Source organism: Pyxidicoccus trucidator (genome assembly GCF_010894435.1).
Classification (GTDB): Bacteria; Myxococcota; Myxococcia; order Myxococcales; family Myxococcaceae; genus Myxococcus; species Myxococcus trucidator.
Genome location: NZ_JAAIXZ010000024.1, coordinates 41,389 through 63,093, shown reverse-complemented (window position 1 = coordinate 63,093; position 21,705 = coordinate 41,389). Strand labels below are relative to the sequence as shown.

The window sequence follows — 21,705 nt, the reverse complement described above, 5'->3', positions numbered from 1 at the left end:
GCAATGTCGGTGATAACGCACCCCAACTTCCTGACCGTCGTCGGCATCGGACTGGTCGTGGCTGTCATCATGGTCACCGTCCGGTGGAAGCGGTGGCAGCGGCGCATCGTGGCCTGGCAGTCCTTCGCGAACCAACGCGGCCTGGAATTCAGCGTAACGCCGGGGGCACTCAAGTACGCGGTGGGGACCCTGACGATGCAGGGCGTCTACCAGGGGCTCCCGCTCCTGCTGTTCACCGAGTACCGGGGGCATGGCGAGTACCGGAACATCTTCACGCTCCTGCAACTGGAGCTCGGAGACGCGCTCCCTCCCGGGTTGAGCCTGAAGCCCGAGCAGCTGGGTGACCTGGCGCTCAAGCTCATCGGCTACAAGGACGAGGAAGTGGGTGACGCGGAGCTCGACGCGGCGCTTCTGCTGAAGAACGTCACGCCCCGGGCCCGGGCCCTGCTCGTCGCCCCGCGTGTGCGCGGGCCCTTGCTGAAGCTGGGGCAGGCGTACTTGGGCTTCTCCCTCGAGGATGGCTTCCTGCGGGTGGAGAGGGTGGGGATGCCGGGAACAGCCACGGAGCTGGATGCCTTCATGGCCCCGGCGCTCCTGTTGGCGAGAGCGGTGCAAGCGACCAAGGAATATACCGGCGCGCGAATGGGCTGAGCGCGGCGCCTTGCCCGCGGCCTGCCTTCACTTCACGATCTTCACTTCCTCGTAGTCGTCGGGATTCAGGCCGAGGCTGCGCAGGGTGTCCAGGTCCATGCGGACGTCGCCGCCGACGTACGTGTGATCCCGCTTGTGCATGAAGTACCGCTGGTAGCTGCTGTCCACCTGGAACGTCTTGCCGCTCGAGCCGACCACCGTGTTCTCCTCGTTGACGTAGTTCAGGAAGTTCCGGTGCTGGGTGTCGCCCGCGGCCATGCGGTCGTAATAGCTCTTCATGCTGGCGTCGCCCTGCGCGTGGATGGCCTCCATCCGCTGCTGGTGGCGCTGGGCGCTCTGCTGGAGCGCGGCCATGTTCCGGTGATGCTGGGCGGTCATCTGACGCCCGAACTCCTGGATCTGCGCCATGCGCTCCTGGTGCTTCCGATTCTGCTCTGCCTGCCAGGCCGGGTTCTGCTGGTAGGAGCGGCCCATGGCTTCAATCATCGGCAGGTACTGCTTCGGGTCGCCCGAGGCGGCAATCCCCGTGACGGTGACGACCCAGAACGAGCCGTTGTCCGTCGTCGAGCCGATGATCAGCGCGTTCATCGGCTTGCCGCCGTCCATGTAGCTGAAGGCGACATTCGCGATGGTCGCCTGCACCCGGAGGCCCGCGTCGGCGAAGCGCTTCCGCAGCTTCTGCTCTGCCTGGGCATCCGCCTCGGTCGAGAGGAGCTTGAAGTCCGGCAGCTTGCCGAACTTCCGCTTCACGTAGCCGGGGAAGTAATCCGTGGCGGGCACGAACGGCTCGATCTTCATCCGGGGGTGGACCCGGGCCATGTCGTAGTGGACAGGCGTCGCCGCGGCTGGGTTCCAGTACTGGGGGATGCTGGGGTCGCCACTGAAGATGAGGACGCTTCCGTCCGGGCTGACCGAGTGGGTCACCATGCTGTGGATGTCGTACACCCGGGCCGAGTAGGTCTGGTTGTGCCAGCCCTTCGGCATCCCCATCGTGTAGGCGTTCTCGACCGGGTCACGCACCGTCACGAGGTCGGTGGTGGGAGGCGTGCTCCGCGGAGCGGTCTTCATGGCGGGCTGCTCCGGTTCGCCGGCCCCGGCGGGGGTGGCCTCTTTGGGTTTGGAGCAGGCTGCCATCAGGGCGAGCGCGAGGAAGGCGAGGTGACGGCTCGAACCCATGACATGAACTCCTGGCAGGCTTCGGGAGCCTGCTGACCGCATCACAGCCGGTGGTGAGCGTGTGTTGATATGTCCTGGCTGGGGACGTTGTCGAGGGGGGCGAAGGCGGTGCCCTCGGACCGCCCATGGCCTGCTTCCCTCGGTTCAGGGCGCCTTCTCCTTGTCGAAGATCCTCGGTCCGGTGGCTTGCAGCGCGGTCATGACCTCGTTCAGACGCGCGGACGCGGCGCCGACCGAGACCACCATGCGGCGCGGGTCGAGGTCGGCAGCCGCCACGGCGGCGACCTCGGCGGGGGTGATCTTGCTGATCGCGAGCGCGAGTTGATCGCTGTGGTCGGCGGGCAGGCCGCGCCGCACGCCGTACTCGAGCCGCTCTGCCCTGGCGGTGACGCCAGCGACGTCCGCCAGCGCGCTGGCCAGCACGCGGCGCCTCGCCCGGACGAAGCCCTCCGCCATGGCGCCGGCTCCGGTACGGAGCGCCTCGAGCTCGGAGACGATGGCGGTCGCGGCCTTCGCCGCCCGCACCGGCTCGAGCTCGCTCTCGATGTAGAGCGCGCCGCCGCCGGTGCCCGCGGTGTACGACACCTGCACGCCGTAGGACGCACCCATTCCCTCGCGGACGATCCGCAGCCTGTCTGTGACCATCTCCCGCAGGACGAGCCGCGCGGCCTGGTCCCGGTCGGGGTCCGAGGCGGTCGCGAACGTCACCGCCAGGCCCACCTGCGTGCGGGAGGCATCCCGCGTCCCGACCCAGCTCGGCCCTGGCGCGGGCCGTGCGGCGGGGAGCGTCGCGGGCGTCGCGGCGGGGTCGTCGGACCAGTACGCGAACAGCGCCCGGACATGCTTTCGCATCGCCTCGACGTCGAAGCCGCCGGTGACGATCAACGTGGCCCCGCGTGGCACGTAGTGAGTCAGGCGATAGCGCTCCAGCTCGTCGCGCGTCAGCCAGCTCCACGCCTCTCCGGTCGGAGGCGGGGTTGCATAGGGATGCCCGTCGCCGAACAGGAGCTCACGGCTCAGCGCCTCCGCCGGATCGACGTCCTTGGCGCTGGCACCCATGGCGTTGGCGCGGAAGGTGCTCACGGCCTCGCCTTGATAGCCACACTGGTCGATGAGCCATGAGAGACGCCACACGTGCCAGTCAGCCAGGTTGGAGGCGCCGCGTGCCCAGAACACGGTGGACGTCTCGGAGACGTCGATATCGAGCTGGGTGCCGATGCTCATCCCCCATCCGAGCAGCAGCACGTCGCTCGCCGGGTAGCGACGGTTCGGGTCGGGCTCCAGCAGGCCGGCGGCGGCGGTGGCCCGGCCGCGGAACTCGGGCGGGTCTGACGCCGCGCCGTACGGGAACACCAACCGCACATCGACCAGTGCGCTGGTGGAGTCCGGAGCCAGGAGCACGCGGAGTCCGTTTTCCAGTTTCAGCTCCTCGACGGTGTCGCGGGCCCGCGCGGGGGGCGCGGGAAGCGGGCGCTGGGCCTCCATGACGTCCACCGGCGCCCGCCAGGGAGCGAGATCGGGCTCGCGGCCCGAGGCCACGGCTTCCCGCGAGGTGGTCGCCGGCTTGCCGCTGGGCTTGACCAGGGCGACGTGGCTCTTGGTTTGTACGAACCTCGCCCGGGCATAGCTGGCAGCGTCCACCATCGAGGTGCGCGCCACGGTCTCCAGCTCGGGCATCATGAAGTTTTCGTGGCGCGTGTAGGTCAGGTAGTCGCCGAGCCACGTGCCGCGAGCCGAGAACGACTCGTACGACGCCACGTAGCCGGTCTGGAGCTGGCCGAGGAGGCTCGCGGCCGCGTACGGACTGACCTCGTCGAACATCGCGGGTGCGCGCTCGAAGACCTCGTCGACGGCGTCGTCGAGGCGCCTGGGGTCGTCGACTTCAACCGTGACGAGGATCAGCCGGGCCCGGCCCGCGCCGTCGGTGGTGACGTCCACGTCGGTAATCCAGTCATGCTCTTCATCGGCCCGAGCCAGGACGCGGTTCATCTGACCGAGCGCCAGCGTGTTCAGCACCGCGTCTTCTCCTCCCCAGGCCGGTGCCTGGAAGAAGACCATCGCGACCGCGTCGTCGATGTCGGCAAGGTGCCGCGACCGGGTGCCCGTGAGCCTGGCTTCCTGGACGGGGGCTCGCGCGGCTTCGCTCTTCCAACCGGCCCGGGCAAAGCGCTTGCCAATCGCCTTGGCGACCGGGGCGGGGTCGAAGTCACCGGTGACGACCAGCATCAGCCGATCGGGTGCGTAGTGTTTGCCGATGAAGCGACAGGCTTCATCCTTGGTCGCATTCGCGACCTCGTGGGTGCCGAGGCCGCGGGCGTACGGATGGTGCTCGCCCCAGACCGCACGCGCGACCTCGCGGTGGAGGTTGCTCCAGGTCGTGCTTCTCTCGGCGTCCTCCTCCAGCACCACGTCGCGTTCGCGGCTGAAGACGGCGTCGTCAAGCTGCTCGCAGGACACCTCGAGGCGCTGCGCTTCCAGCTCGAGCACGTCCGCCAGCCGGCTGGCGAGCGCCGTAGCCGTGTAGTGGGTGACGTCGTGGGTGGTGAACGCGTTGTGCTGGAGGGCGGCCTCGCTCAGGCGGTCCGCGAGAGTGGCTTGATTCGTTCCCGTCCGGGCCTCGAAGGTCAGGTGCTCGACCAGGTGGGCCATGCCGGCACGTCCGGCCGGATCGTCCGAGGCTCCGACGAGATAGCGGGCATCGACCGTGACCAGGTTGGTGCGCTTGTCGGGCAGCAGTGCCACGGTGATTCCGTTCTCGACGGTGTACAGCTGGATGTCGTGACGGAACTGGAGCGGGCGCGAGTCGGTGCGCAGGGCTCCGAAGCGGGGACGGCCGCGCACGCCCAGGCATGCGCTCACGGCGGCGGCCAGGGCCATGAGACAGAGAAGCCGGGCCGTCCTCTGGAAAGTCTTGCTCACGTGTATTCCCCCCTGCAGCCGCGTGTTCAAGTCGTTCGCCAGGGGCTGGCGGCAGCGCCAGCCCCCAGGTGAATCAGCGGAACTGGCCGGCGCCCTCGGCGGTGTCGTCGTCGAGCACGCGCTGAATCGTGTCCTCGACCTGCTGCCCGTCCGAGGCGGTGACGCGGACCTGGAAGCTGCCTTCGCCCATGCCGTCGCCGTTGACGAAGTAGTTGTAGTCCTCGCGGGGGACGTTGTTCCAACCGCCCGTGCCGCGCCGCCACTCCAGCTTCTGGATGGGCAGCCGGTGGTTGCGGACCTGGATGGCCGTCCACCACGGATTGCTGCCGTTCTTGAAGTGGTACTCGAGGTTGCCGGCCACGTCGCAGGACACCGGCGTCCAGGTGATGTTGACGCGACCGGCCTGCATCTCGGCGATCTTCGCGAAGGCCTCGCGGCTCAGGTCCAGGTGGCCGCTCTCGCACTCCGGGCAGCGGTCGACGATGCGCACGCGGACATTGCCCTTGGGTCCCTTGATGTCCACGCACTGCCCGCACGCCGCGCTGGCGGCGTACTGCGGCGTGTTCATGGCCGCCACCATCAGGTCGCCGTTCGGCTCGAAGCTGCAATTGCCGGCGCCGGTGGCGTCATAGTAGGTGGCGATGCCGTCCTGCTCTTCACCCAGCGGCGCGCCGCCGCCGGACGGGTCATCGCTGCACGCACCGCATGCGAACAGCGCGGCGGCGAGGGGGAGGAGGAATCGGGACTGGGAACGGAATGGGCGCATACGCGGGGGATTATACCCGCGAAGACGGGGCCCCGCTGCCGTGGGGTAGCCGCCGTAAAGCTTTGAATCTTTCGTGCCCGCTTGCGTAGATAGGCGGCGGTCGAGGCCGGGTCTTCTGGCCCGCTGCCATCCCAAGGGGAAAAAGACGATATGCACGGCAAGCTCGGAGCGGCGGTGTTCATGGTGGTCGCATGTGTCCTCGGCCCGGTGACGGCGGGGGCACAGGCTGACGACGAGACCTCGATCCAGGTAGGCAAGGACGGCAGCGTCAAGGTGAAGGGGGGCGGCTCGACGGTGGAGACCCGGGGCGGCGGCACGCGCGTCCAGTCGGGCGGCGCGACGGTGGAGACCCGGGGCGGCAGCACGCGCGTCCAGTCGGGGCGCGGCACGACGGTGGTGGAGACGGACGACTCGGACGACTCGGACGACACCGAGGCTGGTGGCGACGAGTCCTCGCTGGAGATCGTCGACTCCGGCCGCAAGGTGACGCTCCAGTGTGGCAAGGGGGGCGAGGCCGAAATCACCGGCTCCAGCAACACTGTCACCCTGAAAGGCGAGTGCAAGAGCGTCGAGGTGAGTGGCAGTGACAACAAGGTGCGGGTGGAGGCCACGAGCCGCATCGAGGTCACCGGCTCCGGTAACACCGTCGCCTGGGAGCGCGGCCCCAGCAAGGGCAAGAAGCCGAAGGTCAGCAACGTCGGCATGAACAATGCCATCAGCCAGGCGCGCTGAGACTCGCGGCGTCGCGCCTCGGCCCGGGTGGCCTACCCCGGGCCTCCTTCGCCGCTCCTACGGCTGGGCGGCGTAGATCTGTCCGCGCATCTCGCCGTAGTAGGTGTGCGCCTTGGTGTGGAGGTTGAAGTAGAGCACGCCCTTCTTCGCCAGGGATTCCAGGCTGGCAAGCGTCTTGGTCTGGGCTGCGAAGCCCAGCTCGGAGGGGCAGCTCTCCGGCAACCCGGGCTTCATGCCCTTCATGTCCTTGATGAAGACGATGTTCTTGTTGGTGAGCTCCAGGGAGAGCTTGCCCGCGGCCAACGTCTTCGACAGGTTGACGGCCTCACCGAGGTCCACGACGACGGGGCCGAGCACGCCCGGCGCACCGCAGTGGATGTGGAACATGAGGATGTCGGCGGCATTCACCCCTTCAATCTGGACGTCGACGTAGGCGCGGCTCAGGTCCTTGGTGAACCGGAGCTGCCCCCAGCCCCTGGATTTCCTGCTCTCGCGCGGCGTCGAGGGCGCCGTGGCCCCGAGGCTCTTCTCCAGCGGCTTCGGAATCTCCGACTCCTCACCGGGCTCCTGCGCGGGGCTGAGGAAGGCCTCGTAGACGGTGAAGGTCGTCGCCCCGAGCGCGGGCTCCTTGGCGTGCGCTGACAGCGTGAACAGGGCGACCGTGAGGGCAAGACGCGTCGGCATGTGCATGGCGGGCTCCAGCTCGGAATGGAAGTCTCAGGCGTAGCCCGAGCCCGCTGCGGGTGATGGCCAAAGGTGGACAGCCGGTGGCCGATATCGCGCAGCGGGTCCGACTCGCCCCCGCCCGATGCGGAGCACCTCCCGTCTGGGAACAGCGCAAGCCTTCGTGCCGTCAGGGCTCACAGCGGTTCGAGGACGCCCTGGATGTGCGAGAGCACGAGCTTGATCTTGGGAATCTCGGAGAGCGCCTCGGGCACGCTGATGCGGAGAGGTCGCTCGCGCCCCACGATGTCGGGCAGCACAGGCACCAGCACGTCGCCGACTCCCGGGTCGGGCAGATCGACGCTGGGGACCAGGCCGATGCCCTGCCCGGCGATGCAGCAGGTGCGGACGAAGTGGATGTCCGTGGCGATGAGGGCTGGCTCCACCCTGAACCTGGGGCCCCGGAGCGAGGGCCAGAGGCGCGCATCTTCTCCCGGTGCTTCCCAGGACAAGAGCTCGTGGTGCCGCAGGTCCTCCAGGGAGCGGGGAACGCCCCGGCGCTCCAGGTACTCGGTGCTGGCAATCAACCCCTCATGGACCCGCAGCACCTCGTGTGACAGCCACGGGCCCCTGGGCAGGGCCTCCCCGAAGTGGACTGCCATGTCCACATCCTCCAGGGCTTCAGTCAGGGGGTCGTCGCTGAAGCTGGCGTGGACGCGCAGCTGCGGGTAGGTGGTCCGCAGCACCCCGAACAGCGGGGTGAGCAGATGCGGTGGAAGCCCGACGGGCAGCACCACGCGCAGCACGCCCGCCGGGGCCTGGCCCACCTCCCGGATGGACGCCAGCAGCGCGCTCGTCTCCTGCATCATGATGCGCCCGCGCTGGGCGAGCACCTCGCCGGCTTCCGTCAGGATGACGCCCGACCGGGTGCTCTTGAAGAGCGGTACGCCGGCGCGGGCCTCGAGCGCCTCGACGCGGCGCCTCAACGTCGTGCGCGACACCCCCAGGGAATCCGCGGCGGCCAGGAACGAGCCCGTCTCCGCGACGTCGAGAAAAGCGCGCAGCTCTTCCAGGTCCATGCTCTTGCCTCGCTGGCGGGAGTCTAGGACATGAGCCGCCGTCGGCGCTGAAGACGGCGGAAGGGGAGCGGGCCGCCGACCGTGGGTGGCACGGCTGCTACGGCGCTCCGCGCATCCGCATGGAGAGGGCGCGGGTCTCCACGTAGTCGAGGAAGGAGGACCACCACTCCCGCTCTCGCGCGGTGTGCTCCAGCTCCTCCCAGGTGTCAAACCCGTGGGCATGGGCGACTTCCTGCCGCGCGAGGTGTCGGTCTCGTGGCCGCACCTCGAGCTTCACTGCTCGCGCTCGCGCAGCGGCTTCGTGAATCGCCCGCCAGCGGAAGACCTCGGCGTCGAGCTCATGGGACAGGCTGAGCTGTTGCCAGAGCCTGGCCGCGAACAGGGCTTCGTGCGTGATGAACAGCCTCCACAGCTCGGCCAACACGAGCCGCAGCGCGAGCAGAGAGCCCAGCCCCTCCTGCTCCTTCTTCGTGGCGGCGAATCGCGCTGGCGCCCCCCGCATCGTGGACAGCAGGAGCGGGGCCGCGAGGACCGAGGCTGCTGACCCGGTCATCCGGAGCCGCTCCGAGAACCCCCATTCCGGGCTTGCCGCTGAGATGACGAGCGCATGGCGGGTGTATCGCCCGCTCACCAGATGCCACCGGGCGAGCTCACGCCGCAGGGTGACAGCGTTCAGCCCGGCGAGTGCGTCGGGGCCTTGCTCTCGCGTGCGTGGCGCAAGGCCAGGCTCCGCGCGCTTGCGCCTGGCGCCACGCGCGCGGCCGGGGGGAGTCGACAACCGCCGCGCGACGTACCGCAGGCCACGCCGCGCATCCTCCGCCTTGAGGTCCCAGCCGGAGAGCCGCCGCTCCAGCTGTTTCCCGTCCTTGAACCCGGCGCGTGCCAGCAACGTCCGCCAGGTCCGCTCCGCGTAGAAGGTCTCCTCCGCCACCCGCACGAGCCGCTCCGCCTCCGAGCGCAGGAGCTGTCCCTGGCGCACCGCGCGGGCCACGGCATGGCGCACGTTCACCAGCGCGATGGAGCCGGGACGCTCGGACTCCGGGTCGAACACGACGGCCACCTCGTCGTCGGAGGTCAGGCTCCCGCGGCGGAACAGGCGGTAGATGGAGCCAACCCCCTGCATGCCCGCCGGCCAGCACTCGGCCGCACGCAGGGCCCCCATGCTGGACGCTCCCACGACCCACGCCCCATCCCGCACCACATCGACAATCTCCCGGGGTGAGATGGCGTGCTGCTGCATGAAGACGCCGTCGACAATCAGGAAGACCGAGCCACCGCTCGCGCGTGCGCGGTAGAGGTCTCCACGCCGGACGGGAGGGCGGAAGTCGGCTCCTGGCAGCAGCGCCTCCGCTTCACCGCGTGACAGGCTGGGCCCGAGAAAGACGATGGGGGGAGGGGAGGCCATGGGCGCGGGGCGCTACAGGAGGTGCCGCAGGCAGCGCCAGTCCACGCGGCGCTGGTTGACGGTGAAGCACGAGAGTCCCGGTACGCGTACGCGCACGACGGGAATCCCGAGGTCCTCGCGCGTCAGGTCCGTCACGATGACCCGGTTGAACCCCAGGGCCCGAAGCCGCCCCAGGAGGAACTCCAGGTCGTCGCGGAGGTCCTGGGACTCGAATGAGGGCGTGCGCTGGAAGGGCTCCACGCGGGGCGGGTCCAGCTCCCGCAGTCGGTGGGCCCTGCTCGTGGCGCTCGAGCCCTCCCACCGGACGTTGAACGAATCGCGTGCGCCCTGGATGAACCCGAGCCGCGCCTGCACGGCCTCGGTGATGGAGCGTAGGAGCGCGGCCTCGGCATGGGGTGCCGTCCCCCAGCCGGTGAACAGCATGGGAACGGGGCCCGCCGCCGTCGGGTAGTCGTAGTCGGCGAGCACCGTCCGGAAGGTGGCGACCCCGAGGTCTCCAGTCGCATCCTGGACCCGCGCATCGAGCCCTGCCTCCGTCAGCCGGTCCAGCCACCCGCGGGCCTCGGTGGGAAGGCTCGCGGGGTCCACGGCCACGAGTGGCGGCAGTGGCATTCCGGCGTCGCCGAACGCGGTCGCGAAGTCGAGCTGGCTCTGGACGTCGCGCTCGATGACCTCGCACAGCCCATGCACGACGGCCTCCAGGAGGGTGTTGCCGGAGGCGAGGCCGTTCGTGTCCACGTCCCACAGGAGGCCTTCCGAGGGAGGGGTGAGCGCGAGGTCGGCCGCCATCAGCACCCGCTCCCCGGAGACGAGGTCCTGGCTGTCGACCCAGGTGAACGCCTTGCTCGGCCCGTAGTGGGTGTCCGCGGGGAGGTGGAGCGTTACCGGGTCGATGGGCCGTGAGGACTTCGCGCGGGAGAGTCGGGTGAAGCTGCCACGTCGCGTGGCACCCCGGGGCGCGCGCTCCGATGACACCCGCTCCACGGCCTCCATCAATGCGCTCACCCGGGCGCTCACCGCGTCCACGCCCTTGCCCAGGTGCGTGGTCAGGTCCAGGGCCAGTGGGGTGACGGCCGAGAACACCGGAAGGCGGAGGGGGTCGAGCGGCGTCAGGTCCGAGATTCGGGTGATGGGAACCCGCGCGCGGATGGCGAGCACCCGGGCCTCCGTTTCCTCGGCGCGGACGACCCGGGACGAGAGCGGGCCGAGTTTCGGGCTGGGCGGGAACGGCAGCATGCGCCGCGTTTCATATCACCTCGCTCGGCCGGACCAGCCGGAGTGAGGTCCACGTCACGGGCCGGTGGAGGCCGAGCAGGGCGCGCAGCAACGCGCAGAGCCCTCCGAGGACGGAGAGGTCGTGCTCATCCGCCTCCAGGCGGTCCGGAAACCAGCGCCCGTGAAGGCGATGGCCAGCCACCAGCAGCCGGCCAGGGCGGAGGGCCTCATGGAGCAGTGCCGGCTCGTGCAGCTCCCGCCCCGCCGTGAGCGCCAGCTCCAGGGCCTCCAGGCACGCGGAGCCTGGCTCCGCCCGCCGGAGCACACGACGGACTTCCGCGAGCACCTCCGTGCGGCCCCGCGCCGCTCCGCTTGCCAGCGCGATGCGTGAGAGCAGCACGCCGGACGTCTCGCTTCCCACCGGCTGCCCTCGCTCGGGTGCGGCCCCGGGCGCCCGCAGCCCGCAGAGCGCGAGGGCGCTGGCGGCGTCCGGCAGTCCCGGGACGTGAAAGGCGGTCAGCGGGGCACCGCGGCCGAGCCTCCGCTCCAGGGCCTTCGCCAGCCGCCGGGCGGGTCCGGTGGCGCGACAGGCTCGCAGCGCGAGCAGCAGTCCCGGAGCCCCCGTCACCAGGTCGAGCGAGGCCTGCTCCGCCAGTCGCTCCACGGGGAGCGTCCGGGCCCGGGCACGCGCCTCGCGGTCAAGCGCAGGCAGCCCGAGCGCGGCGCCGCAGCGGTGCAGGGCGTAGAGCCGCGCGCCGATGCCGCGGAACGCGCCCACCTCGACGGTGCCGTCGGGTGCGCGCGTCCAGGGCCCCTCGCCGTCCTGATTGAGCGAGGCCCTCGCCGGCTCCAGCGCCGCGAGCGCCGCATCCCGGAACCGGGGGAGCCCGCTGGCCGCGGCCAGCTCCGCCAGAGCGATGGCCACGCCCGCCGAGCCCGAGAGCAGGTCCGGTCCGACCACGTCCAACTGGCGGAGGGTGTAGAGCGGCTCGTTCCTCAGCCCGAGCCAGGCGAGCCCGCCGTCCCTCGCGAACGACTCGCGCAGCAGGAAGTCGCCGAGGGAGATGGCCTCAGCGAGCCAGTCCGGGACGCGTCCTCCGCGCCGCAGCGGCGGACGCGGGGGCGGCGCCACCTCATGACGACCGCTGGCCAGCGTGGACCGGAACAGGGCGTCGTGGCGCGCGAGCGGGAAGGTGTCCAGCGTCCGCAGCCGCGCCCGGAGGCGCCCCAGCGCGGTGCCCTCGAAGAAGCGCGCGCGGACCTGCTGTCCTCCAGGCCCCAGGAGCGCGTCATTCCCGGGGTGGCAGGTGAAGTACGGAATCTCCAGCGCGCGCAGGGCCTCCAACTCCTCGCGGGCCACCGCCTTCAGGGCCCGTGCTCGCGGCTGGTCGTCGCCGGAGCGCAGGAGCCCGCCCAGCTCCTCCGCCTGGACCTCCTCGCTCGCGAGCACGCGCGGCTCCGTCAGCACTTCCAGGATGCGGTGGTACGTCCAGGTGTCCCGGTGGACGTAGCGGACCGGCAGGCGGGCCAGCTCGCGCAGGGGACCCGTGTTCGCATCCAGGCCGGCGCGGTTGGCGCGCAGCGTGGCGTGCATCGCCCGGTAGCCCTCGCGCAGCGCCTCCAGGTGTTCCGCCGCCCGCCCCGGACGCCCCTCGAAGTCAGGCGCGTGACGGGCATGGGTCTCCACCGTGTAGCCGTTCCGGCAGGGCCGGCGCAGGCCCTCCAGCGCGTCGCGCACCGGCTCGCACGGGCGGGGAATGAGGAAGGCGCGCGCGGGTGTCAGCGCGCCGAGGTCCTCCGCGGGCACGCCCGGGATGATGCCGAGTGGCGCGGCCAGCAGGCCCAGGGGCGCCACCGACTCGGACAGGAAGTCCTCCGCCGCCCGCCTCGCCGCGCCGGGCGCGCGTCCCGCCCGCCTGGGCTGCAGCACCATCTCCAGGTCGACGAGGACGGGGTGCTCGCCGTGGGCCACCAGGTTGTCGAGCCAGAGGTCCTGCGCCTCCAGCAACTGCATGAGGCGCGCGAGCATGCCCGCGCGCAGGTAGAAGCGCTCCACCCCCTCGGCCGTCCGGCAGGGCTCCGCGGCGACGTACTCTTCCCAGGCATGGCCGCGGCGGCACAGCACGGCGTGCACATGGAGCCCCAGGGGCAGGCCGGCGCCATTCAGCAGGGTGTACAGGTCCAGCACCGCGCGGGTGACGCGCAAGTCTTTGGGCTTGTACACGACGCGGCGGCCGTCCTCGAAGCGCAGCACCGCCACAGAGCGGCCCCCCGCATGCAGGTCTCCCGCGTCGCCTTCCACGTGGGCGAGGGCACCCGGGGCGCGTCCTTCCCACAGGGCCCGGCCCAGCGGTTCCCGGTCCGCCGCGAGCCGGGAGAGCAGCTCCCGGACGTGGGCGCGCCAGCGAAGGAAGGTGCCGCCCATCCGCTCCACCAGGACGGGGTAGGCGCGGAAGCGCTCCCGCCATGAGTCCACGCAGGAGTCCAGCCCACCGCCAAGGCCGAGCGCCTCCTGGCTCCGCCACTCCAGGGCCAGCACCTTCACGCAGGCGCGCAGGAGCCGCCCCGAGAGGAGCAGCACCAGGTCCCGGCGCGCGGAGGGCAGCACCCGGGCCTCGGCGCGAGCGAGGACTCTCCCGAGCTCCGCGTCCGCCGCCGCCAGCAGCCCCGCCATGGCGGACTGGCCGGGGGGACCCTCCCAGGCAGCGAGGGCCGACTCGGAGGCGCGGGCCGCTCCGCGCAGCAGCGTCTCCAGCGCCCGCCGGGAGGCCTCGCCGTGCCCCCACCGCGCCACGTCGCCGCTCACGTCGCGGGGACGCCGGGGACTTCCATGACGACCCATCGCGCCGGGTCGCGGATGCCCGCTGCCCGCAGGATGGCGTCCGCCTCCGCGATGAGCCGTGCTCCCGCCTCACCCCCGGTGAGCTGTCCCCTGCGCCTGCGGGCGGAGGCGGCATGCAGCGGCATCTCCAGGCGCTGGAAGCTGGCCTCGGCGCCGTCCAGGAGCCGGAGCGCGTCCGCCGTCTTCCCGTCCAGCGCCGCCTCCGTCGCCCGCAGGAGCTGCGCCTCGGCCTGTGCGTCCGGCCGGTGCCGCAGCGCCTCGAGCGCCTGGATGTCCTTGCGGGCCGCGGCGCGGAAGGGCTCGCGCCCGGCACGGCGCGACGCGGCCATGGCCAGCGCAGTCCCCGCGCGGACGCGCAGCGCGTAGATGCGGAAGTACATCTGCCCCAGCAGGAAGTGTGACTCCGCCACCGGCCAGACCTTCTTCAGGCGTTCCCAGGCCGTCGCGGGTGCGCCCTGGTACAGCTCGCACCGCGCGCTCTCCAGCGCCGCGTAGAGGTTGTGCGGCGTGAAGCGCCGGTCGGTCCACCCGTTGGCCAGCGCCTCCAGCTTCGCCAGCGCCTCGGCCGGGGCGTCCTCCGCCACCCGCGTGGGGGCCAGGTGGATGTGCATCCACCCGGACGCGTACCGGTTCTGGTTCTGCTCCGCGAAGCGCAGCCAGCGGTTGCCGATGGCCGCCAGCTCCGGCAGCTCGCCCAGCATCCGCAGCACGTACACGCGGCAGGAGTACAGGTTGTCCAGCTCCGAGATGACGCCGGTGGCCTCGTTCTCCAGGATGCGGATGCCCTCCGCGAGGATGGTGTCGGCGCTCCGCCAGTTGCCCGCCATCATCTCCGCGGAGCCGTGAATCCACTTGAGGAAGCCGGTCATGGCGGGGTTGTTCAGGGCCTCGACCCGGCGCGTGCCCTCCTCCAGGAACCGCGTCCCTCGCTTCACGTCGCTCGGCGTTCCCTGGGACAGCGTCACGGCCGCCAGCCCGAGGAGGCCATAGGTCGTGCGCACCTCGTCCCCCGCCTCGGCGGACAGCAGGGCGTTGCGCACGGTGAAGTAGCCCATGCGCAGCATGTCCTGCACGGCCATGCCCCGGGCCGCGCTCCACGTCACATTCACCCGTCGGCGCAGCAGCGGGGACACCTCGCCAGCGGCCACGTTACGGACGCGCTTGCCGAAGAGGACGAACTGCACGCTGCGGAAGAGGATGCCCACCAGCGTCAGCAGGGTGGTGGACGGGTAGGGCAGCCCCACCTCCTTCAAGAGCTGCTTCAGCAGGGCCTCGCCCTCCTCGAGCAGTCCGCTGACGAGGTACTGCTCGGTGCCGCGCCGGCGCAGGTCGAAGGCTCGGTCGCCGCGCACCAACGCCGCCGCCTTCACGTACAGGGGTGCCGCTTCCGCGCCGCGGCCTGCGTTGACGAGGGCGTCCGCCTGCTTCTCCAGCAGGTCCGCGTCGTCAGGGTTGCACTCCAGCGCCTCGGCATAGAGTGCCGCGGCGCGCTCGAAGGCCAGGGCGCTGGCGGCGCGGTCCGCCGCCTTCGCCGCGTACGGGCCCGCCTTCTCCGGCCTGCCGGCGCTCCGGAAGTGCCGCGCCAGCCGATCCGGCTCCGCGCTGCCCGTCTCCTCCAGCAGCTCCGCCAGCCGCAGGTGGTTGGCCTTCAGCGCTTCCGGGGAGAGGCTCGCGTACACGGCCTCGCGGATGCGGTCGTGGTAGCACTCCGCCGAGTCCTCGTCCCGGGGGCCGTGCGTGGTGACGAGGTGCGAGGCCCGGAGCTGCGTCCACGGGGTGTGGGGGTCCATGTCCAGCGCCGCCGCCCGGAACGCGAGCCCCCGCTGCACCGGCTGGCCGGCCACGGCCACCGCGGAGAGGAGCCGCGCCGGCTCCGGCGCGAGCCTGCCCACCCGGGCGAGCACCACCTGCTCCAGCGTCGGCGTCCCGCCCTGGGCGAGCGGCGCCTCGCCCTGCTCCAGCACGTACTGCGTCAGTGCCTCGATGAAGAAGGGATTGCCCCGCGCCTCGTGGGCGAGCGTGCTCGCGCGCGCGTCCGTGGCGTTCGGGCCCAGCAGCGCCGCCGCCAGCTCGCGGCCCTCCGCCTCGGACAGCGGGGCCAGCGCAACCTCCCGGAGGTCGAGCGCGTTGCCGGGGGCCGCGGCGAGCGCGCGGTGCGCCTCCAGCAGCCCGGCGGCGATGCCCTCGCCGGTGCGGTAGCCGCAGATCAGCAGCAGGCGCGGCGTGCCCGGTGCTTCCTGCAGCTCGCTCAGCGCGCGCGCGGTGTCCGCGTCCCCCCACTGGAGGTCGTCCAGGTGCAGCACCAGGGGCGTCGTGCTTCCCAGCCGGGCCAGCAGCTCCTTCAGCGCGCGGAAGGCGCGAAGGCGCAGCTCCTGCTGCTCACGGCCCGCCTCCAGCACCGTGGGCACCACCTTCGAGAAGGCCTCCACCTGCCGCAGCACCGGGAAGATGCGCAACAGCTCCGGCAGGTGCTGGGGGGCCAGCGCCTTCACCGCCTGCGGTGACAGCGTGCGCAGGTAGCGGGTGAGGGCGTCGATGAGGCTGTCGAAGCCCTTGTACGGCACGGACTCGCGCTCGTAGCACCGGCCGCTCAGCACCACGCTGCCCGGCCGCCGCGCGCCGAGCCCCTCGGCGAAGCCGTGCACCAGCGCCGTCTTGCCCATGCCGGAAGGGCCGTGCAGGTGAACCACCACGGTCCGCCCGGAGGCCATGGCGTCGTACGCGGCGAGCAGGGACGCCAGGGGGCCCTCGCGGCCGACGAGGGGCTGGGCCCGCGAGGTGGAGGGGACGCTCGCCGTCATTCCCAGCCGCCGCAGCACCTCCTGGCCCGTGGGCCGGCGCGCGGGCTCCACCTGCACCAGGTCCATGGCCAGCGTCCGGAGGTCCTCGGGCACCAGGGGCGAGGGCTCCAGCGGCGGCGGCGCCTGGTGCGCCTGCTCGCGCAGCTTGCCGCGCCGGAAGGACTGTCCGCCCGCGAGCGCCTCGTAGAGCATCACCCCGAAGGCGTACCAGTCGGTGGCCTCCGAGCTGGGCTGGCCCATGAGCTGCTCCGGGGAGATGTACGCGGGCGTCCCGGCCAGCTCTCCGTTGGACGGCTCGGAGCGGTCGCTCGCGAGACCGAAGTCGAGCAGCACCACGCGCCCGGTCTTCTCCACCATGACGTTGCGGGGCTTGATGTCGCAGTGGAACTTCCGCGAGGCGTGAAGCGCGAAGATGCCGAGCGCGAGCTCGCCGAAGATGCGCCGCAGCTCGTCGATGGGGAGTACGGGCTGGCTGACCCGGAGCGCGGGTCCAGGGGGCGGGGCCACGACGGCGTCCGGCGTGAGCTTCCCGTGCGTCACCGTCACGTCCGTGGGGCTCGTGGCCGGCGCGGGCGTCTGGCCCGGCGCGCGATCGGACGTCACGGTGGCGTCCTGGGATGCCCTCTCGCCACGGGTGAGCGTCACGGTGGCGTCGGACTGGGAGCGCGGCTCCAGGGTGGAGCTCGCCGCCTGGGCGCCGCGGTGAAGCAGTGACCAGAGGCTCTCGCCCTCGATGAACTCCATGGTGAAGAACCACTTGTCGTCCGCCTCCATCAGCTCGTGGAGGGAGACGAGGTTGCGGTGCGTGACGTTGGCGACGTAGCGGAACTCGTTCTTGAGCCGCAGCAGGGCGCCCGGCTCCAGGCGATGGAGCGTCTTGAGGGCCACGGTGTGGCCGCGCACGGTGTCCCGCGCCTTGTAGACGACACCCATGCCGCCGGCGCCCACCCGCTCCACCACCTCGTACCGACCCAGGCGCTGCCCTGGTGTGAGCAGCTCCGTGTCAGGCCCCGTGCGGTCCGAGCCCGTGCTGCCTGTCCTCACCGGTTCCATGGTCGGCCTCCCCTTTGAACGGCGGGAGGATAGCGCCGTCAGGCCCCGGGAGGTGAGCGGGCCGTCGGCGCGCTGCCGATGACCAGCTCCGCGACAGACGACTCCTCCTCTCCCAGGGTGAGGGCGGCGCGCTCGAAGGTATCGGGATTGCCCCAACCCACCATGCAGGAGGCAAGGCCCATGGCGGTGGCGGCCAGGGTGAGCGTCTGCAGGAGGACGCCCGCGTCCTTGAGCAGGCAGGCGTAGGCGAAGCCCTCGTATTTGTACGAGACGCGCTGGAAGCGGGCGGCGAGCACGAGCAGCACCTGGACGGGCGAGCGGCCCTGGCGCGCGTCCGCGAGCAGCGCCCGCACGTCCCGGGTCGGCCCCGAGCGAGGCTCCAGGCCGTGAGAGCGCGGCTCATAGCGATAGAGGCCGGGCGCGAGGCCCTCGCATGCCCCCACCACCGCATAGATCTCCAGGGGGTGGAGGGCCCCGGCGGAAGGGGCCGGGCGCCGGGAGCGCTCCTCGGGCCCACCGCGGTGCAGCTCCCGCACGCGGGCGGCGCGGAAGAGCAGCTCGCCGAGCTGGGCGCGGGTGAGGGGTGTGGCGCCATGGCGGCGCTCGCTCCGGCGGCGCTCCAGCACGGCGGTGAAGGACGGGTCCTCGCGGGTGAGCGCGTCCAGGTCCGGCCGGGGCAGGGGGAGGAGGGGAGCGCGGGGAGGGAGGACGGCCGGGAGGGGGGAGACGTGGCCCGCCAGGCGGTGCGTGGCGCCCAGGCGCTGGCCGTGGAGCAGGCGGCGGGTGCGGGTGTGGAAGAGCAGGTCGTGGAACTCCCAGAGCCGCAGCGCGGGGTGGTGCTCCTCGTCGGTGTCCCCCGCCGCGTCCGCCGCCACCAGCAGCCGGGCCCGGGCGAGCAGGGCCACCAGCGCCCTCGCCGCGCGGCCGTTTCCTCGTGCGTGGTGCGCCGCATCGCGTGCCGTCGTGGGAGCGGCGAGCGCCGCGAGGAGGGGAAGGGCCGCGGGGGCGAGGTGGACGCGCGCGCGGACGCGGGGGCTCTCCAGCACGAGCGCCCCGCCGTCCTGGCGGACGTACGCGAAGCGGGACAGGCGCAGCGCCTGCGCTGGCGGCGGCGGCCCAGGCTCCAACTCGAAGAGCTCCGACAGGGGCTCCAGCGTGGCGAGCGCGCCCCCTCGTCCGTGGACGCCGTAGCGCAGCAGCCCCCGTCGCGCGAGCCCCCGAAGCACCAGGTGCAGGTGGGCCGCCGCCTCCGGCCCTCCCAGGCCCGCGCGCTCCAGCACCGCGTCCTCGGGAGCGCCTTGCCCCTTCAGCAGCCGGAGGGCGCTCACGGTGGCAGTGGGCAGGGCGCCGAGGGTGACGTCGCCATCGCTGCTCCTCACCCGCGCGGGCCCTCCCCGTGGCTGGACGAAGGACGCGCCGGGGCGAAGGGCGAGCCAGGGCGAGAGGGCGGCCAGGGCCCGGGCCATCAGAAGAAGACTCCCAGCGGGTTGAGGCGCTCCTCCGGCGTGGAGTGTGGCAGCCACCCGAGCTTCACGGGCACGCGGTACAGCCGCCCCGGCCCGAAGCGCGGCCACAGGTGGCGCAGTCCGGGGACGATGACACGCACCACGTGCAAGCCCACGTCGGGCCGCGTCTGGTCCAGCACCAGCGTCTCCAGGCCTCGCCGCCGTGCCCGCTCCACGCACGCGCGCACGTCGTCGCGCAGGTCGCTCGTGGTGACGCGCGGATACTCACGGGCCTCGAGTGCGGGGACGTCCGCGGGCACGAGGTGGGGCTGGTTCTCCAGCGAGGCGTCCTCCAGCCAGCGCGTGAGCTGCGCGTCGCCGTGCGGACCGTCATGGCGCTCCCTCCCGGCCAGCGGGAGGAACTGGTTCATCTCGGTGATGGCGCGCTGGACGCCCAGGCGGGCCTCCAGGTGCGCGCCGAAGCCCACGCAGAGGCGCTCAGGGCCTCGCGTGCGGCGCGAGATGGCGGCGAAGGCGGGGATGCCGAGGTCCGTGGTGAGGTCCAGCACGTGAAGCTCCCTCCCGAGGCGGTGGTACGCGTCCACGAGCTGCTTCAGGAGCGGGTCCCCGAAGCCCTCCAGCGCCACCCGGGGGCGGCGCGCGCGGTTGTACCACCAGAGGGACACCGCATCGCGCTCCACCAGCTCCAAGAAGCCCTGGAGGATGGCCTCCTCCAGGCTGGTGCCCGCGGCGCATCCGTTGGAGTCGGCCAAGCAGAAGGGCGCCTCCGCTTCCGGGTAGCCGTAGTAGCAGTACGCCGTGGGCACGTAGCGCCGCGCCTCGTGCGTCAGCGACCAGACGGGAGACCAGTCGACAGGGACCGCCGCGTCGAAGGGCTGGGGGATGTGCTCGTGGAGCGGGTGGGTGGCGTTCCAGGCGGCGCGCTCCCGGTACTGGCGCTCGCTGAAGAGGAGCAGGCGGTGCGGCTCCACCGCGGCCTCGCCCAGCGCTCGCAGCCGGGCGCGCCTGCGGGCCTCGTCTCCCTGGAAGACGCCGCAGTAGCGCTCCAGCGCCTCGCCCAGCGCGCTGGCCCGCGCCTGGGGGAGGGTGGCGCCCTTGCCGGTGCTGAGGGCGCGGGTGGTGGTGAGGGGTGAGTCAGGTGTCACGCGGCGCGCGCGGTTGAGGCCCGCGTTGATGACGGGCAGCCGCTCGTCCTCCACGCCGGGCAGCGGCTCCAGCAGGGACACCACGCCCGTCACCGGGCTGACGTGGTGCTGGTAGCGGGCCAGCATCGCCTCGGGGCCCAGCGCGCGGTGGCCGCCGTCGGAGGTGAAGCTCTTGGGACGTGACTGGAGCCGGAGCGGGCGCCGCTGCCCCGAGGCGACGAGCCCCGGTGCTCCACAGGTGGGGCACTGCGGGCGCCGCACGACGGTGTGGTGCTCGGCGCGCAGCCGCGCCGAGTCCAGCGCGACGAGCGTCCCCGCCAGCCCGTCGTCCCCGGTGACGAGCAGTCGTCCCAGGGCGGAGGCCAGCAGGTGGGCCGCGGCACGGACGGGGCCCTCGGGCGCGCCGCGCCGCGCGACGCGTGGGGACGGCGGCAGGTTGGCGCGCAGACGCCAGGCGAGGCACTCCCAGCAGGCGGTGGTGCCCGGGACGAAGCGGGGCCCCAGCCACGCCACCGCTCCACCGGGACGGGCCAGCACCCACGGCGTGCCCGTCCGCAGGGCCTCGCGGTTGAGCCCCTCCAGCGGAGCCTGGAGGTAGTCGTCCACCAGGACGAGCGTCAGGGCAGCACCCCGCCGCGTGGTGCGCAGCCCCTCCGCATGGAGCGCCTCGCGGACGGGGCGCACGGGCACGTCGCCGAGCGTGCGCACCTCCACGGAGGACTTCGCCAGCGCCGCTGTCGCCGCTCGCGCGGACACGCCCAGCGCGTGCCAGTGCGCGGCGAGTCCTCCGGGCACCTCCGGCTCGGCTTCGATCAGGCAGCCCTGGGCCACGAGCTGGTCCAGCGCGTAGTGGACCTCGGCCGCGGAGTGCCGCCGGGTGAGCGCCTGGAGGAGCTGGTCCACGGTGCGTCGCCCGTCGATGAGGCGGGTCAGGTCGAAGTAGAGGCGCCCCCGGAGCCGGAGTCGCTCTCCGCCACCGTCGACCCGGACGCTCTCCGGTGGGAGGGGCTCCACCCGCAGGTGCGCCTTGAAGGCGGGGACCTCCAGGGGACGGGACGCCCGGATGGGAGCACGGGAGTCCCGAGTGGCGGGGGCGCGCTCCACGCGGGCGGCGCGCTCAGAATCCGCAGGTGTTGGTGCAGCTCTGTGGCCGCGAGTTGCCATTCTCGGTGGTGATGTCGCTCACGCTCTCGTACCCGGCGCCGGCCGGACGGGGGGGAACGCTCAGCGTCACCAGGGGCCTGCCCGCGCCAGACTTGATGGCGTACTCGAAGTCGGGGAACAGCGGCAGGCCGTACTCCTCGAAGACCTTCGTGGGCGCGCTCTTGAGCTTGTCCATGAAGGCGGGGTCGCTCCAGGCGCGGGCGACGATGCGCGGCCAGGTCTTCAGCCAGTCGAGGTCGACCACATGCCCGAGGTTGGTCACCAGCTTCGGCCCGCCGCGCAGGGCCGGAGGCTTGCGTGCGGGAGCCTTCTTGCGTGCAGGAGCCTTCTTGCGTGCGGGTGCCTTCTTGCGTGCCGGTGCCTTGAGGGCGGCGGCCTTGCGTGCCAGGGCTTTGAGGGCGGGCGGCTTGCGAGCCGCGGGCCCGCGGGCTGGAGACTTGCGAGCCTTCACCGTGGGGGCTGCGCTACGGCTGCTCTTCTTGGGGGCCATCTCCACTCCTTCGAGGGCGGCGGATGCTAACAGCGGCTTGTCGAAGTCCGCAACGAATCACTCCGCGCGTCGCGGCGCGCCCGGATGGTCCGGTGCTCGCGGCGACGGTATGGTCCGCGCCACGTCATCCGGGTCGGG

14 protein-coding genes are annotated in these 21,705 nt (G+C 72.1%); 2 read left to right on the top strand and 12 right to left on the bottom strand.

The annotated features are described in order from the left end of the window. Positions 1–3 precede the first annotated feature (3 nt). The gene (locus G4D85_RS42495; RefSeq protein ID WP_164019998.1) at positions 4–651 is read left to right on the top strand and encodes a hypothetical protein; all 648 of its coding nucleotides are present in this window, start codon (positions 4–6) and stop codon (positions 649–651) included. A gap of 27 nt (positions 652–678) precedes the next feature. On the opposite strand, the gene G4D85_RS42490 is transcribed toward G4D85_RS42495, so the two are convergent. From G4D85_RS42490 to G4D85_RS42480, 3 genes are all read right to left on the bottom strand, one after another. After that, positions 679–1,719 (bottom strand): hypothetical protein, encoded by a 1,041-nt coding sequence (locus G4D85_RS42490; protein WP_164019997.1) that lies wholly within the window; start codon positions 1,717–1,719, stop codon positions 679–681. A 252-nt stretch (positions 1,720–1,971) separates the two neighbouring features. Next, positions 1,972–4,746 (bottom strand): M16 family metallopeptidase, encoded by a 2,775-nt coding sequence (locus tag G4D85_RS42485; protein WP_164019996.1) that lies wholly within the window; start codon positions 4,744–4,746, stop codon positions 1,972–1,974. Between the two features lie 73 nt (positions 4,747–4,819). Further along, on the bottom strand, positions 4,820–5,512 hold the full coding sequence (locus G4D85_RS42480) for an expansin EXLX1 family cellulose-binding protein (protein ID WP_164019995.1): 693 nt from the start codon (positions 5,510–5,512) through the stop codon (positions 4,820–4,822). A 150-nt stretch (positions 5,513–5,662) separates the two neighbouring features. On the opposite strand from G4D85_RS42480, the gene G4D85_RS42475 reads away from it, so the two are divergent. Continuing rightward, positions 5,663–6,244 carry a DUF3060 domain-containing protein gene (locus G4D85_RS42475; RefSeq protein ID WP_164019994.1) on the top strand — a complete coding sequence of 194 codons (582 nt, stop codon included), beginning with the start codon at positions 5,663–5,665 and terminating at the stop codon, positions 6,242–6,244. 57 nt (positions 6,245–6,301) lie between these two features. Here the strand turns inward: G4D85_RS42475 and G4D85_RS42470 are convergent, their stop codons facing one another. The 9 genes from G4D85_RS42470 to G4D85_RS42430 form a co-directional block, all read right to left on the bottom strand. Then, positions 6,302–6,928 (bottom strand): CHRD domain-containing protein, encoded by a 627-nt coding sequence (locus tag G4D85_RS42470; RefSeq protein ID WP_240359831.1) that lies wholly within the window; start codon positions 6,926–6,928, stop codon positions 6,302–6,304. Between the two features lie 176 nt (positions 6,929–7,104). Continuing rightward, complete coding sequence (locus G4D85_RS42465; protein ID WP_164019992.1) at positions 7,105–7,986, bottom strand: LysR family transcriptional regulator; 882 nt, start codon at positions 7,984–7,986, stop codon at positions 7,105–7,107. A 97-nt stretch (positions 7,987–8,083) separates the two neighbouring features. Then, positions 8,084–9,391: a TfuA-like protein gene (locus G4D85_RS42460; protein ID WP_164019991.1), complete on the bottom strand. Its 1,308-nt coding sequence runs from the start codon at positions 9,389–9,391 to the stop codon at positions 8,084–8,086. A gap of 12 nt (positions 9,392–9,403) precedes the next feature. Further along, complete coding sequence (locus tag G4D85_RS42455) at positions 9,404–10,627, bottom strand: YcaO-like family protein (RefSeq protein ID WP_164019990.1); 1,224 nt, start codon at positions 10,625–10,627, stop codon at positions 9,404–9,406. 10 nt (positions 10,628–10,637) lie between these two features. Further along, a complete protein-coding gene (gene lanM / locus G4D85_RS42450) occupies positions 10,638–13,412 on the bottom strand; it encodes a type 2 lanthipeptide synthetase LanM (protein ID WP_164019989.1) in 2,775 nt (924 codons plus the stop codon). Further along, positions 13,409–17,302 (bottom strand): serine/threonine-protein kinase, encoded by a 3,894-nt coding sequence (locus G4D85_RS42445; protein ID WP_164019988.1) that lies wholly within the window; start codon positions 17,300–17,302, stop codon positions 13,409–13,411. The genes lanM and G4D85_RS42445 overlap by 4 nt, the downstream gene beginning before the upstream one ends. A 38-nt stretch (positions 17,303–17,340) precedes the next feature. Further along, positions 17,341–18,768: a SagB family peptide dehydrogenase gene (locus G4D85_RS42440; RefSeq protein ID WP_164019987.1), complete on the bottom strand. Its 1,428-nt coding sequence runs from the start codon at positions 18,766–18,768 to the stop codon at positions 17,341–17,343. Then, positions 18,768–21,017 carry a TOMM precursor leader peptide-binding protein gene (locus G4D85_RS42435; RefSeq protein WP_164019986.1) on the bottom strand — a complete coding sequence of 750 codons (2,250 nt, stop codon included), beginning with the start codon at positions 21,015–21,017 and terminating at the stop codon, positions 18,768–18,770. The genes G4D85_RS42440 and G4D85_RS42435 overlap by 1 nt, the downstream gene beginning before the upstream one ends. A 13-nt stretch (positions 21,018–21,030) precedes the next feature. Then, a complete protein-coding gene (locus tag G4D85_RS42430; protein WP_164019985.1) occupies positions 21,031–21,567 on the bottom strand; it encodes a nitrile hydratase subunit alpha in 537 nt (178 codons plus the stop codon). Positions 21,568–21,705: the final 138 nt, after the last annotated feature.

Coding starts and splice junctions, on each gene's coding strand:
- G4D85_RS42465 (WP_164019992.1), bottom strand. CDS start 7,986: ATGGACCTGGAAGAGCTGCGCGCTTTTCTCGACGTCGCGGAGACGGGC.
- G4D85_RS42490 (WP_164019997.1), bottom strand. CDS start 1,719: ATGAAGACCGCTCCGCGGAGCACGCCTCCCACCACCGACCTCGTGACG.
- G4D85_RS42480 (WP_164019995.1), bottom strand. CDS start 5,512: ATGCGCCCATTCCGTTCCCAGTCCCGATTCCTCCTCCCCCTCGCCGCC.
- G4D85_RS42430 (WP_164019985.1), bottom strand. CDS start 21,567: ATGGCCCCCAAGAAGAGCAGCCGTAGCGCAGCCCCCACGGTGAAGGCT.
- G4D85_RS42475 (WP_164019994.1), top strand. CDS start 5,663: ATGCACGGCAAGCTCGGAGCGGCGGTGTTCATGGTGGTCGCATGTGTC.
- G4D85_RS42495 (WP_164019998.1), top strand. CDS start 4: ATGTCGGTGATAACGCACCCCAACTTCCTGACCGTCGTCGGCATCGGA.
- G4D85_RS42440 (WP_164019987.1), bottom strand. CDS start 18,768: ATGGCCCGGGCCCTGGCCGCCCTCTCGCCCTGGCTCGCCCTTCGCCCC.
- G4D85_RS42455 (WP_164019990.1), bottom strand. CDS start 10,627: ATGCTGCCGTTCCCGCCCAGCCCGAAACTCGGCCCGCTCTCGTCCCGG.
- G4D85_RS42460 (WP_164019991.1), bottom strand. CDS start 9,391: ATGGCCTCCCCTCCCCCCATCGTCTTTCTCGGGCCCAGCCTGTCACGC.
- G4D85_RS42470 (WP_240359831.1), bottom strand. CDS start 6,928: ATGCCGACGCGTCTTGCCCTCACGGTCGCCCTGTTCACGCTGTCAGCG.
- G4D85_RS42445 (WP_164019988.1), bottom strand. CDS start 17,302: ATGGAACCGGTGAGGACAGGCAGCACGGGCTCGGACCGCACGGGGCCT.